Source organism: Alkalimarinus coralli (assembly GCF_023650515.1).
Taxonomy (GTDB): domain Bacteria; phylum Pseudomonadota; class Gammaproteobacteria; order Pseudomonadales; family Oleiphilaceae; genus Alkalimarinus; species Alkalimarinus coralli.
In genome coordinates, this window is record NZ_CP096016.1 from 2676285 (window position 1) to 2689353 (window position 13069).

The window sequence follows — 13069 nt, forward strand, 5'->3', positions numbered from 1 at the left end:
TTGTACGACGTCATAAGCGACACAAAGACAAGGCAAAAAATGGCGAAAGCGCGCAGTAGACCTGCAAAGTTCTTTACCGATAATAATGTTTAATTGACTCCTGCCCTATGCCTGATAGCATTCCCGTTCAATCAATTCATAGCCTTATATAAGTTGCCATTCATGACAGAAGCACATGCAAACTCGGCCTGCCCTTCCCTATCAGGTACATTAATGATTCAAGGCACAACATCTGATGCAGGTAAAAGTACGCTGGTTGCTGGTATCTGCCGGGTGTTAAAGCGAAGGGGGATTCCTGTTGCGCCGTTTAAACCACAGAATATGGCGTTGAATAGCGCAGTAACAACCGATGGGGGCGAGATTGGTCGAGCACAGGCGTTTCAGGCAATGGCCTGTGAGCTTGACCCGATTACCGATATGAACCCGGTGCTGCTGAAGCCAACATCAGATCAGGGCGCGCAGGTGATCATACAGGGAAAAGCCGTTAGCACCATGCAGGCGAAGCAATACCATGACTACAAAAACACCGCTCGTGAAGCCGTTTTTGACTCCTTCAATCGCTTAAAAAGCCAGTTTAATTATGTGATGATCGAAGGTGCCGGTAGCCCTGCCGAGGTCAATCTTCGGCAAAACGATATCGCCAATATGGGCTTTGCTGAGCAAGCTGATTGTCCGGTAGTAATTGTGGCAGATATCGATAGAGGCGGTGTGTTTGCACATCTGGTCGGGACGTTAGCGCTTCTATCCCCTTCAGAACAAGCCAGGGTACGGGGCTTTATTATTAACCGGTTCAGAGGTGATATTGCCCTGCTACAACCAGGGCTGGATTGGCTGGAAGAGAGAACCAATAAACCTGTACTGGGTGTTCTCCCTTATTTACACGGCCTTTACATTGATGCTGAAGATGGCGTGAACTGTATCGAAAAAGAGGATAGTGGAGATCATCAGGAATCTCTAACCGTTATTGTTCCGTTACTCCCCCGCATTAGCAACCACACCGATTTTGACCCTCTTCGGCTACACCCTCAGATAAAGTTTAGCTACATAAAAGAAGGGGACGCTATTCCCCCGGCTGACCTGATTATCTTACCCGGCAGCAAAAATGTACGGAAAGACCTTCAGTGGCTCAAACATCAAGGCTGGCAAGAAGCGATACACAAACACTTGCGCTATGGAGGCAAGTTGCTGGGCATCTGTGGTGGATATCAAATGCTGGGCGAAAGTATTCGAGACCCTCTAGGCATAGAAGGTACTGCTGGAGATGAAACCGGCCTGAATCTGCTGTCAATGAGCACCGAACTGGAGCCAGAGAAACAGCTAAAGCGTGTTGCCGGAACACTCAAGCTGCCAGACCAGCCAGAAGTGCCCGTCACTGGCTATGAGATTCACGCCGGTATTACCCGTGGTAAAGCGCTCAACAACCCCATGCTGACATTGGGCCGCGCGAGCGTTGGCAGTACTCATATTAGCGATAACAACTGCCCTAACAACGACAACATTAACGGCGACAGCATCAGCGACGGAGTACTCTCTAACGATAACCAAATTGCTGGCACCTATTTACACGGCCTGTTTGATCAACCAGAAGCACTGGAACAACTGCTGATATGGGCGGGTTTAAAAGAAGCCACCCAAATTGATTACGGACAGCTCCGTGAATCATCGATCAACCGACTGGCAGATGCCGTTGAGCAGCACCTGGATCTGGATAAGTTATTTCAATGCAACGAGTTAGCAGAGTAAAGATGCCTGTCTATCAAGAACTCAAACCTGAAATATTGAGTGACAACGGCTTAAACCTGTTACATGTATTCAATATTTCAGCGCTACCGCACAGCATCATTGACTCACTTGGTCTACAACAGTCAAAGTACCAACAGCTGATTTTAGTTGGCCATGGGGGGCGCAAGCTTTGGAATTTTTTACCCCAGACCAGGCCCCACCCTGAAAACCGGATTGATGACTTCAGTCAGGCCACTATCACTAACTGGCTTAATACCGCGCACCCAACGCTGAACTATGAGCTTGTTTACCCCCTATCGCAAACCATAAACTTGATCACCCTTGGCCAGTTAGCAGGCTGGCATCATGAGTCACCGTTTAAAGTGGGAATCAACTCACAGTGGGGGACTTGGTTTGCTTATCGTGCGGTTATTTTGGCCAATAGCCAATTCAAAGTATCGCCCCCTTTCGAGCCACCATCACCCTGTACTAGCTGTCAGCATAAACCCTGCATTAGTCACTGCCCGGCAGGCGCATGTGAGAGTGGTAGCCTCAATATCAACACCTGTATCAATTATAGAAAGCAGGCTGAGTCCAACTGCATGAATACTTGTCACGCCCGGTTAAGCTGCCCTGTACAGCAAAAACATCGCTATACTGATGCGCAACTGGATTACCATTACACTGAATCCTTGAAAATAATCAATCAGTTCAAACTATAGGCCCACTATGAGTGATTCTAAGTCAGCAAAACACAAAGCCAGCATGGAAAAACAAAAGGAGAAGGTCGATAAGAGTATCGCTAATGCAAATATCGAACGCGGCGTTTCAATTCTCTTAACTGGCAATGGAAAAGGAAAATCAAGTTCCGCTTTCGGCATGGTCATGCGCTGCCTCGGGTACGGTTACAACGTCGGCATTGTGCAGTTTATAAAAGGCGTACAACTGTCGGGGGAAGAGATATTCATCCGAGACCAGCACCCTGAAGTTCAATTTCATCAGATGGGAACAGGCTTTACCTGGGATACTCAGGATAGAGACGCTGATATCGCCGCTGCTGAAAAGTCATGGAAGCACGCCGAACAGATGCTGCAAGACGAAAGCTTGCACCTTGTAGTACTGGACGAACTCACCTATATGCTGGCCTATAGCTATCTAAACGAGGAGAAAGTACTGGATGCCATTCGCAATCGTCCGGAAAATCAGAGCGTTGTGGTCACCGGACGTGGCGGCGGTAAGGCGATTCGGGAGTTGGTCGATACAGTTTCAGAAATAAACGACATCAAACATGCTTATACCGCGGGTATCATGGCACGGAAAGGGGTGGACTATTAGTCCCCCATGAGCAGCCCGCTATCTTTGATTCATCAACAGTTTATAGTAACCTTAATTTTTTGATTTTAGAGCTGAATAAGATGCCAAAAGCTAGTGAACTAAAGAAAAATGCCGCCGTCGAGTATAACGGCAACGTCTACGTCATCCGAACCATCGAGCGTTCAGTGCCGCAAGGTCGAGCTGGAGGAAGTATCTATCGTATGCGGATGTACGATGTTGCGACCGGCAATAAAATTGATGAGACCTTCAAAGATTCAGACATGCTGAACCTCGCAGACTTAACACGTCGCCCTGCGAAGTTTTCCTACTCTGATGGCGACGAATACGTCTTTATGGATAACGAAGACTATTCATCTTACAGCTTTAACAAAGAGCGAATTGAAGAAGAGTTACAGTTCATAAATGAAGATACCGAAGGTTTGATGGTCGTCATTGTTGACGATGCGCCAATAGCGCTGGACCTGCCTGCCAACGTTGACCTTGATATTGTTGAGACAGACCCGGCACTGAAAGGCGGTTCTGCAACAGCAAGAACAAAACCGGCAATTCTTTCCACCGGACTAACCGTTCAAGTGCCAGAGCATATTTCAACAGGCGAACGAATTACCATCAGCGTTGACGAGCGCAAGTTTGTCAGCCGCGCCGACTCCAAGTAAATAGCGCATAAACAAAGGGCAGGCCATTAGTTCACCAACCTAATGCCTGCCCTTTGCGATTGCCTTTTCTTAGTTCTTTGCCGGTTATTCGTTGGCTGGCTCAGCTTTTGGGTATGGCAATATCAGGTTTAATACAACCGCCGCTATTGCACACAGGCTGACACCTTTTAACACCATTTCACCATTACCAATCGCCATCCCGCCGATTCCGAACACCAGCACCAGTGAGACGATACTGAGGTTTCGGGGTTCAGAGAGGTCAACTTCCGACTTAATCAGTGTATTCAATCCAATAACCGCAATCGAACCAAATAACAGAATCAGAATCCCACCCATTACAGGTGTCGGCACCGTTTGTAAAAGAGCACCAAATTTACCGACAAAGGCCAGCAGAATCGCAAACACTGCCGCCCAGGTCATAACCACAGGGTTGAAGTTTTTGGTCAGGATAACCGCTCCTGTGACCTCAGAGTAGGTTGTATTTGGCGGGCCGCCGAGCATCGCCGCCGCCCCTGTTGCGATACCGTCGCCTAGCAAGGTGTTCTGCAAGCCTGGCTTTTTGAAATAGTCTTTACCCGTCACAGTACCAATCGCCAGGATATCTCCCACATGTTCAATCGCTGGAGCAATCGCCACAGGAATCATAAATAGCACCGCCTGCCAGTTCCATTCCGGCATAATGAAGTTGGGCACCGCAAACCACACTGCATCATCCAGCGAGGTGAAGCTGACCAGCCCTAACGACAGAGACAGAGCATAACCCGCTAAAATGCCTGATAGAATAGGCAACAACCTAAAAATACCATGGCCTTTAATCGCCACCAGCAAGGTAACGGCCAAACTCGTTAGCGACACCATCAGCGCAGTGGCATATGGGACTAGCTCAGCGGAACCATCACCGGTTTTACCCATCGCCATATTTACTGCCACAGGTGCCAAGCCGAGCCCAATCACCATGATAACCGGGCCAATCACCACCGGCGGTAGTAATCGATCTAAAAAGTCAGTGCCGTAAATGCGTATCGCAATACTCATCAATATATATAGCACACCTGCGGCCACCAGCCCTCCCATGGTGGCCGCAAGCCCCCATGTTTGCGTGCCATAAATAATAGGTGCAATAAAAGCAAACGAGGAAGCCAGAAAGATCGGAACGGTTCTTTTCGTTACCAACTGAAAAAGCAGAGTCCCTACGCCGGCAGTAAAAAGCGCAACACTCGGATCAAGCCCGGTAATCAGCGGCACCAGTACCAGTGCACCAAACGCAACAAGCAGGATTTGAGAACCTGCTAATGCATTTTGCCAGGCCGGTGCGCGGCTTGCATTTGAGGAAGTCGAATTCATTCCGTTCCCCTTACTTAGTACCGAATATCTTGTCACCGGCATCGCCTAAGCCAGGCAAGATGTACCCGTTCTCATTCAGACAACGGTCAACCGAAGCAACATAGATATCAATATCCGGGTATGCATCTTCCACTCGCTTAATGCCCTCAGGTGCCGCAACAAGTACGAGAACCTTAATATGGTCGCAGCCAGCATTTTTTAACATTTCAATCGTTGCCACCATTGAGCCGCCGGTCGCCAGCATAGGATCAATAACCAGAGAGATACGATCTTCTATCTTTCCCACCAGTTTTTCAAAATAAGGAACCGGTTCCAGTGTCTCTTCATCACGGTATAGCCCTACCACACTCACCTTAGCACTCGGAACCAGCTGCAATACGCCGTCCATCATGCCGAGCCCTGCCCTTAATATCGGCACTACGGTCACTTTCTTACCTTGAATCTGCTGAACGTCTATTGGGCCAGCCCAACTTTCTATGGTTTTGGATTCAAGCTCAAGATCTTTAGTCGCTTCATAGGTCAACAAGCAGCCAACTTCTGTTGCCAGTTCTCTAAAGCGTTTGGTGCTGATATCAGCTTCACGCATCAGCCCTAATTTATGTTGCACCAATGGGTGTTTAATCTCATGTACCGGCATACTTCACCTATAGAATTTGCGAAGAGTAAAATGATTTGATGAGACATCAATGAGCAACCTGTAAACCAAATTCCGTGCACAATCCCAATGCCTCAAATTGGAGCAGAGTATAACGTCAAGTAATGGGGTTATAAACAAAATAGCGTTCGATTATCGTTTTTTTCAACCCATCATTTCTGCAAGATAAACGCACAACTTATTTTTACAGCTGGCAAAAAAATACCCTTAGATATTCACCTAAGGGTATCGCTATATTTTTAACTCAGGCCAGCAGAAAATTAGGAGGCGTGAGCAACACTAAGACGCGTGACAGTTTGCTTTTCTCTAAGCATAAACGTTAGCAGAGCACTTAGAACCAGCAAGCCTCCGGCAACCGCAAAAGAGCTGGTAAAAGAACCGCTGGATGCCTTTAATACTTCCGCCACTCTTACCAGTACAAATGCACCCGCTCCCCATGCAGTAAATAACATACCGTAATTGGTTCCAAAATTTTTCGCGCCCCATAGCCCTTTGGCAAAAGCCGGAAACAAGGAAAGGTTGGTGCCGTAGTTAAAGCCGATAAACGTTGCTAACAGAATAAGCGCCACCGCACTGGCATCATTACCGCCCAATAATGGAATAGCAGAAAACATGAGTACCGCTTGGAATATAAGCATGGCAAATAGTGTGTTGACACGCCCAATTCGGTCAGACAACAGACCTGCCACAACCCTGCCCCCAGCATTTCCCACAGCCATGATAGATACCGCCATAAACGCCATGGTTCCCATGCTCTGTTTAGCCATGCCTGCAACGCTACCGATCACCATGAGCCCTGCACCTGCACCAATAAAGTAGATCGTCCAGAGAATATAGAATTTTGACTCCTTCAATAGCTGTGATGGAGCAAAATCCTGTGCAGGAACAACCGCAGCGGCGGCCGGCTCGTTCACACGATAGTTTTCAGGTGGGTTAGATAGCAGCATGGCCAGCGAACATACAATCACCGTAAAACCGATCCCCAGTATCATCATCGTACTCTGAAGACCAAGAGCGCCTGTCATATAGGCCGCTAAGGGGGCAATATAAACCGGAGCCAGGCCAAAACCTGATACAACAATACCTGCAATCAGTCCGGTTTTGGCTGATGGAAACCAGCGTAAAGCGGGAGGGGTCGCAGATGAGTAACCGAAGCCAATACCTGCCCCTGCAAGTACGCCAAAGCCAATAATCCAGCCCCAATAATCTGCGGTTTGAGAGATAAGCAAGAAACCTGCACCAACCAGAACCCCACCCAATATAGCCGTAACACGGGGGCCAAAACGATCCTGGCACTTTCCTGCAACAACCATCGTTAAGGCAAACGTAAGACAAGCAACCGCGTAGGGGTCATTAATAGACGACAAGTTCCAATTAAACACCCCACCTTGCTGAATCGATTCGGTAATCTCTTTTTTAAAAATACTCCACGTATAAAGTACCCCTAACGCCAGGTTAATGCCTGTACCCGCTAAGGTGACCTGCCACCCCTTGTTCTTCATCTACCATCCCCTCTCGCAGTGAGTGCCCGACCTTTCTGTATTCAGGTCAATGTCGTCATAAACTTGTGCATTTAAACGAATTCTGATTACGTTGTACTTGTATAAGATCAAGAGCCTCTTGTGATCACCGTTGAATCTGATAGACAATGGTTCAGAGACCAGAATAATAAGGAACGAGCATGGATAAGCATTTCGACTACGACTACATCATTGTTGGCAGCGGTTTTGGGGGCTCGGTATCAGCCCTTCGTCTGTCAGAGAAAGGCTACAAGGTATTAGTGTTGGAAAAGGGAAAGTGGCTCAAAGCCAAAGACTTCCCGACAACCAACTGGAAGCTAAAAAAGTGGCTATGGCTACCACTGTTAAAGTGTTTCGGACTCTTTAAAATGACAATTTTCCGCCATGTCACCGTACTATCCGGCGTTGGTGTCGGTGGCGGATCGCTGGTTTACGCCAACACACTGCCAGTGCCCAAAAAAACGTTTTTTGAAGCGGATAGCTGGCGTCATTTAGAAAACTGGGAAGAAGAGCTTAAGCCACACTACAAAACAGCATTAACCATGCTGGGCGCAACGCCATCTCCCCGAAAAGAGCACGGCGATGAAGCCCTTCAAACACTCGCTAAACAAATGGGAAAAGAGGAATGTTTTGAAGCCCCTAATGTCGCGGTATTTTTTGGCGAACCGGGTAAGAAAGTCGCAGACCCCTATTTTGACGGAAAAGGCCCGGAACGCGTAGGCTGTACTTTTTGCGGCGGCTGTATGCTCGGTTGCCGCTTCAACGCAAAAAACACCTTGGATAAAAACTACCTCTATCTTGCGCAACAGAATGGTGCAGAGATTCAAGCCGAATCAGAAGTCATCGATGTAAGAGAGTATCTTGCTGACGGCCTTCATGGTTATAGCGTGGACTGGAAAAACTCAACTCGCTATTTCGGTGAATCTGGAACATTTCATACCAAAGGTATTATTTTTGCGGGTGGCGTTATGGGAACCATCAAGCTGCTTTTAAAACTTAAAGAAACCTCATTACCCAGAATTTCAGACCGACTCGGTTACGGTATTCGCACCAATTCAGAAGCCTTAATTCCGGTGACAACAACCAGTAAAGAGAACGACTATTCTGAGGGCATTGCTATTAGCTCGCTGCTGCACACTGACGACCATAGCCATTTGGAGGCAGTGCGCTATTCTGCAGGTGCAGGCTTCTGGCGGCTGGCCATGGTGCCTATGGTTAGAGGTGGCAATATTATCACCCGCATTGCAAAAATGGCCTGGCAGTGGCTACGCCATCCGGTCAAAAACTTTAGGGTGGCAACTGTTGACGACTGGGCAAAACGAACGCAAATACTGCTCTTTATGCAAACACTCGACAGCACGCTAAAGTTTACTCGCGGCCTATTCGGGATGAAATCGCGCGTAGATATAGGCGAAGCGCCTACCGCGTTTATACCCGAGGCGCAGGAGCTTGGAGAAAAATACGCTGAGATCATTGACGGAAAACCCACTGTTTTACTTTCCGAAACGCTCATGGGCATACCGACTACCGCACACATTCTCGGTGGCGCCTGCATGGGTGACAGCGCGAGTGAAGGCGTCATCAACTCAAAACACAGTGTGTTTGGATATCAAAACATGTATGTCTGCGATGGTTCCTCGATCTCCGCCAATATTGGTGTAAACCCATCTCTGACCATTACCGCACTGACCGAACGAGCAATGAGCTATGTTCCTGAAAAAGAGAGACCAGAAAAAGATAGACCTGAAAAAGAGAGGCCTGAAACAAACAACCCCGAAAACGAGAAGCCTGAATGACTGAGTGGTTTGCAGGCCTATCGCCGGTTACCATCGCGCTGCTGTCAGCAAGTAGCTTTTTAGGGTCATTTATCACTGCTGCGTTGGGTGTCGGCGGGGGTGCGTTTTTAATTGCCGTAATGGCCGACTTAGTCCCTCCCCTCGCACTCATCCCTTTACACGGTCTGGTGCAAATGGGGTCAAACGGATCACGCGCAGTACTCACCCGCAAGCACATCGACAAACAGGTGGTGGGTCTTTTTGCTATAGGTGCCGTAATCGCATCGGGCTGTGCCGTTTTTCTTTTGGGCGCCATCGGCACCGAAATAATTCCACCACTGGTTGCACTGTTTATCCTGTGGTTATGCTGGGGGCCGATGCCGGAGTTTGGCTTGGGAAAAACGCCCACCGGGTTGCTACTCGGCGGATGGTTAACCACGCTAGCAACAATGACTGTGGGCGCAACTGGCCCGCTTGTCTCTGCCTGGTTGGGAAGAAGCGGGGTTGACCGCTGGATCTATACCGCTAACTTCTCAAGCTGCATGACGCTTCAACATTTACTCAAGATAGTGGTTTTCGGGTTCGCGGGGTTCGCATTTACTGAATGGCTACCACTGCTGGGGTTGATGATAACCATGGGGTACATAGGCACAAAAATCGGCTTGCGTGTATTGGGCAAGCTCCCCGAAAAGCAATTTAAAGTGCTTTTTAAGGGGCTGCTTACCCTATTGGCCATAAGAGTCCTCGTCACCTGGGCATAACTTAGCGCAGCTAAAGCCAGGGTCAGAAGCGGCAAACCACTTATAGCGATCGAGCGACGATCTCTTTCATTATTTCATTGGTTCCGGCATATATTCGCTGAACACGAGAATCAGCCCAGGCCCTCGCAATAGGATACTCCCACATGTATCCGTAGCCGCCATGAAGCTGTACACATTCATCCATCACCTTGCACTGCAAATCAGTTGTCCACTGTTTAAGCATTGCAGCCGTAGGCACATCTAACTTTTTGTCCAGGTGCAGTTCCAAACAGCGATCTGCAAAGCAACGCCCAGCGATAATATCGGCTTTAAGTTCGGCCAGTTTGAAACGCGTGTTTTGGAACGACATAACCGGCTTGCCAAAGGCTTTTCGCTCTTTAACATAGTCGATGGTCCATTGCAGCGCAGCTTCACAGGCAGCCATGGCCGTAAGACCAACCAATAGTCGTTCTTGCGGCAACTCCTGCATTAGCTGAACAAACCCTCTGCCTTCTGCATCACCCAGTAAATTCTCTTCCGGTATCTCAACATCCTGGAAAAACAGCTCCGAGGTATCCTGTGCTTTCATGCCCACTTTTTCAAGATTCTGACCTTTTTCGAACCCTTTTGTACCTGTTTCAACAATAAACAAACTGGTGCCTTTAGCACCTTCTTTCGGGTCTGTTTTAGCCACGACAATGACCAGATCACAAAGCTGACCATTGGTGATAAACGTTTTAGAGCCATTGAGAATGTACTTATCGCCTTTTTTTATTGCCGTCGTTTTCACGCCCTGCAAATCTGAACCCGCTCCCGGTTCAGTCATCGCGATAGCCCCAATCATCTCGCCGCTAATCAGCTTGGGTATATAGTGTTGCTTCTGCGCTTCAGTACCATGGCGCAATATATAAGGCATGACAATATCCGAATGAAGGGAAAAGCCGACCCCCGATAGGCCAAGCGCAGAGGCTTCTTCCATCACTACAGCGCTATATCTAAAATCAGCCCCTACACCACCATACTCTTCAGGCGCTGTCGGGCACAAAAACCCCATCTCTCCTGCTTTTCGCCAAAGCTCTTTCGAAACTTGCCCTTCCTTTTCCCATTGAGTATGAAAAGGAACCGCTTCTTTCACAAAAAACTTATTAACCGCATCTCTAAAACCTTCTAAATCTGAATCAAACAACGGGCGTGTCAGCATGGGCTATCTCCTCAATATTTTACTTATTCTGGTATCCCCGTTTGGTATATGAAACCAAGGGGCGCATACCCTCAGTTTCTCAAGCCTGAACTGTTTTGCTCAATGCTCTAATCCACCAATTTAAGTAGCTAAAAAAATCACGTAAGTCATAGAGCATGAAATGAAGTGATACACGGCTTCCAGCGATCACAGTGAACCATCTCGACACGAACATAGTTTTGTGACGCACATCTCATTAACCAGCTCACACTTGTTTATTTTTTGTACAAAACTGCCAGTTTGACATAAAAGAATGACTGAGGTTCATAAAAAAATAAAAAAACAATCGCTTGACCCAAAGCGAAGGGAACGGAGACAAACAATGAAAACAAGTCATGTCACTCGTACCAGAGCACTAATCAAAGGGTTTTCACTCGCACTGCTCATAAGCCTGTTGTTCGGTATTCAGTCTGCAAGAGCCGACCTGCCCAGCAATGCGGCTGCTGCAGGTGACAGTATTACCATGGGGTTTGCTGCCGATTGAACAGGTAACATCTGGTTCTGGGATCTTGCTTGCCTGTTAGGTGGCGATCAGCCTGAACACTCCTGATTTAACGGCTGGGGCTCAGATGTTTTTAGCATTCACGGCCGTTACTAACAGCTAAAAGTACGCCCTCAACAGTTAAAACAACCACCAACGCCCACTATAATGTTCTTCCGGCTATAATTAGCTCCCGACTATAATTAGTGCCCGACTATGCTTACTTCCAGGTGGGCATTAGCGTCCAGCATAGTTCCACACAATTGCAGAGGGCCAATGGCCACTATAGGAAAACCATGAATCAGTCAGTGAATTCAGAAGAAATAATAGAAGAAGCCTCAGACCTGGTTAACCAGTTTAAAACCGTTCAACTTGCAACGCTTAACCCGGCAGGCAACCCGGAAGCCAGCTACGCCCCTTACATTAAGCAGGCGGGGCGCTATTATATCTTTATTAGCGAACTGGCATCACATACGGCAAATATTCTACGCCACCCTATGCTCTCTCTTTTTTTCATACAAAACGAAGTTGATGCGAAAAACCTGTTCGCGCGTCGTCGGCTAACCATTGAGTGCAGCGCCACCCCCATTCCCAGAGAACATCAACAATGGGAGACGCTGTTAGATCTCTTTCAGGCAGAGCACGGCCCTACAGTTGAATTATTGCGCTCACTGCCGGATTTTCAACTATTTGAACTCACCCCATCAACCGCTAATTATGTGAAGGGGTTTGGCCAGGCTTTTACGCTTGAAGGGGAAAACTTACAAACCGTGAAGCAATCAAAAGGCAAATAAACGTATCTGCCATGGATTTGAAACCTGCAAATTACTCGACTCGATAGTCGTACCGCACTGGCAAACCATTGCGCATTAAAACAAGCGTGATTGACTCATCATTGCCCAGCGTCTCCCATAATGGGTTCTGTCGTTCTGAGGTAGGAACGAGCCCTTGTGGGGGGGGAAGAGTTGTTCACGTTTTACCTAAGCCCGGTCACCCCCCCATCGTTCGACCATCTTTTGCTCAACGCCGAGATGGTCTAGCACCCTCGCCACCATAAAGTCGATCACATCCTCTACCGACTCAGGCTTATGATAAAAACCAGGGCTGGCAGGCATGATCGTCGCCCCCATCTGCGTCAGTTTAAGCATATTTTCCAAGTGAATAGCCGAATACGGGCTCTCTCGTGGTACCAGGATCAATTGACGCCGCTCTTTCAGCACCACATCCGCCGCGCGCTCAATTAAGTTATTACTCGCCCCGGTAGCAATTGCCGAAAGTGCGCCAGTACTGCATGGGCAGACAACCATTGATGAAGGCGCGCCTGAACCCGATGCCACCGGTGACATCCAATCTTCTTTTCCGAAAACCACTAATTGGCCTTCTTTTGCATGATATCGCTCAGTTAAGAATTGTGTCATCGCAGCCGCTTGAGCGGGAAGTTTCAACTCTGTCTCTGTGGCAATAACAACCTGCGCTGCTTTTGAGACCAGGACAAATACCTTAATATCTGACTTAATCAAGCACTCTATCAGTCGAAGCCCGTACTGAGCCCCTGATGCCCCGGTAATGGCAACGGTTACGCGTTTTTGCTCTATCATGAC

13 protein-coding genes are annotated in these 13069 nt (G+C 48.1%); 8 read left to right on the forward strand and 5 right to left on the reverse strand.

Annotation, left to right across the window (positions count from 1 at the left end; translation table 11 throughout):
• Nucleotides 1-162 precede the first annotated feature (162 nt).
• The 4 genes from MY523_RS11885 (at nt 163) to efpL (ending at nt 3713) form a co-directional block, all read left to right on the forward strand.
• Nucleotides 163-1743, forward strand: coding sequence for a cobyric acid synthase (locus MY523_RS11885; protein ID WP_250654918.1), 1581 nt, complete (start codon nt 163-165; stop codon nt 1741-1743).
• Nucleotides 1722-2444, forward strand: a complete 723-nt coding sequence (locus MY523_RS11890) for a hypothetical protein (RefSeq protein ID WP_250654919.1) — start codon at nt 1722-1724, stop codon at nt 2442-2444. Before MY523_RS11885 ends, MY523_RS11890 begins: the two co-directional genes overlap by 22 nt.
• Before the next feature lie 7 nt (nt 2445-2451).
• Nucleotides 2452-3057: a cob(I)yrinic acid a,c-diamide adenosyltransferase gene (cobO, locus tag MY523_RS11895; RefSeq protein WP_250654920.1), complete on the forward strand. Its 606-nt coding sequence runs from the start codon at nt 2452-2454 to the stop codon at nt 3055-3057.
• Between the two features lie 80 nt (nt 3058-3137).
• Entirely contained in the window at nt 3138-3713 is a 576-nt protein-coding gene (gene efpL / locus MY523_RS11900) for an elongation factor P-like protein EfpL (RefSeq protein WP_250654921.1), read from the forward strand.
• Nucleotides 3714-3797: 84 nt separating this feature from the next.
• Here efpL and MY523_RS11905 read toward each other — a convergent pair whose 3' ends face one another.
• The 3 genes from MY523_RS11905 to MY523_RS11915 form a co-directional block, all read right to left on the reverse strand.
• Nucleotides 3798-5057: a uracil-xanthine permease family protein gene (locus MY523_RS11905; protein WP_250654922.1), complete on the reverse strand. Its 1260-nt coding sequence runs from the start codon at nt 5055-5057 to the stop codon at nt 3798-3800.
• 10 nt (nt 5058-5067) lie between these two features.
• Nucleotides 5068-5694, reverse strand: a complete 627-nt coding sequence (gene upp, locus MY523_RS11910; protein WP_250654923.1) for a uracil phosphoribosyltransferase — start codon at nt 5692-5694, stop codon at nt 5068-5070.
• A gap of 278 nt (nt 5695-5972) precedes the next feature.
• The gene (locus tag MY523_RS11915) at nt 5973-7214 is read right to left on the reverse strand and encodes an L-lactate MFS transporter (RefSeq protein ID WP_250654924.1); all 1242 of its coding nucleotides are present in this window, start codon (nt 7212-7214) and stop codon (nt 5973-5975) included.
• Between the two features lie 179 nt (nt 7215-7393).
• Here MY523_RS11915 and MY523_RS11920 point away from each other — a divergent pair, with 179 nt between their 5' ends.
• Complete coding sequence (locus MY523_RS11920; protein WP_250654925.1) at nt 7394-9028, forward strand: GMC oxidoreductase; 1635 nt, start codon at nt 7394-7396, stop codon at nt 9026-9028.
• Nucleotides 9025-9768, forward strand: coding sequence for a sulfite exporter TauE/SafE family protein (locus tag MY523_RS11925; protein WP_250654926.1), 744 nt, complete (start codon nt 9025-9027; stop codon nt 9766-9768). Before MY523_RS11920 ends, MY523_RS11925 begins: the two co-directional genes overlap by 4 nt.
• A 40-nt stretch (nt 9769-9808) precedes the next feature.
• On the opposite strand, the gene MY523_RS11930 is transcribed toward MY523_RS11925, so the two are convergent.
• Nucleotides 9809-10948, reverse strand: a complete 1140-nt coding sequence (locus tag MY523_RS11930; protein ID WP_250654927.1) for an acyl-CoA dehydrogenase family protein — start codon at nt 10946-10948, stop codon at nt 9809-9811.
• A gap of 361 nt (nt 10949-11309) precedes the next feature.
• Between MY523_RS11930 and MY523_RS11935 the strand changes: the two genes are divergently transcribed.
• Nucleotides 11310-11471 carry a hypothetical protein gene (locus tag MY523_RS11935; RefSeq protein WP_250654928.1) on the forward strand — a complete coding sequence of 54 codons (162 nt, stop codon included), beginning with the start codon at nt 11310-11312 and terminating at the stop codon, nt 11469-11471.
• Nucleotides 11472-11764: 293 nt separating this feature from the next.
• Entirely contained in the window at nt 11765-12262 is a 498-nt protein-coding gene (locus MY523_RS11940; protein ID WP_250654929.1) for a HugZ family pyridoxamine 5'-phosphate oxidase, read from the forward strand.
• Between the two features lie 186 nt (nt 12263-12448).
• Here the strand turns inward: MY523_RS11940 and MY523_RS11945 are convergent, their stop codons facing one another.
• Nucleotides 12449-13066, reverse strand: coding sequence for a flavin prenyltransferase UbiX (locus MY523_RS11945; protein ID WP_250654930.1), 618 nt, complete (start codon nt 13064-13066; stop codon nt 12449-12451).
• Nucleotides 13067-13069: the final 3 nt, after the last annotated feature.

Excerpts from the sequence above, each read along its gene's own strand:
- MY523_RS11915 (WP_250654924.1), bottom strand. The coding sequence starts at position 7,214 with ATGAAGAACAAGGGGTGGCAGGTCACCTTAGCGGGTACAGGCATTAAC.
- cobO (WP_250654920.1), top strand. The coding sequence starts at position 2,452 with ATGAGTGATTCTAAGTCAGCAAAACACAAAGCCAGCATGGAAAAACAA.
- MY523_RS11940 (WP_250654929.1), top strand. The coding sequence starts at position 11,765 with ATGAATCAGTCAGTGAATTCAGAAGAAATAATAGAAGAAGCCTCAGAC.
- MY523_RS11920 (WP_250654925.1), top strand. The coding sequence starts at position 7,394 with ATGGATAAGCATTTCGACTACGACTACATCATTGTTGGCAGCGGTTTT.
- MY523_RS11905 (WP_250654922.1), bottom strand. The coding sequence starts at position 5,057 with ATGAATTCGACTTCCTCAAATGCAAGCCGCGCACCGGCCTGGCAAAAT.
- MY523_RS11930 (WP_250654927.1), bottom strand. The coding sequence starts at position 10,948 with ATGCTGACACGCCCGTTGTTTGATTCAGATTTAGAAGGTTTTAGAGAT.
- MY523_RS11935 (WP_250654928.1), top strand. The coding sequence starts at position 11,310 with ATGAAAACAAGTCATGTCACTCGTACCAGAGCACTAATCAAAGGGTTT.
- MY523_RS11885 (WP_250654918.1), top strand. The coding sequence starts at position 163 with ATGACAGAAGCACATGCAAACTCGGCCTGCCCTTCCCTATCAGGTACA.
- MY523_RS11945 (WP_250654930.1), bottom strand. The coding sequence starts at position 13,066 with ATGATAGAGCAAAAACGCGTAACCGTTGCCATTACCGGGGCATCAGGG.
- efpL (WP_250654921.1), top strand. The coding sequence starts at position 3,138 with ATGCCAAAAGCTAGTGAACTAAAGAAAAATGCCGCCGTCGAGTATAAC.
- MY523_RS11925 (WP_250654926.1), top strand. The coding sequence starts at position 9,025 with ATGACTGAGTGGTTTGCAGGCCTATCGCCGGTTACCATCGCGCTGCTG.
- MY523_RS11890 (WP_250654919.1), top strand. The coding sequence starts at position 1,722 with ATGCAACGAGTTAGCAGAGTAAAGATGCCTGTCTATCAAGAACTCAAA.
- upp (WP_250654923.1), bottom strand. The coding sequence starts at position 5,694 with ATGCCGGTACATGAGATTAAACACCCATTGGTGCAACATAAATTAGGG.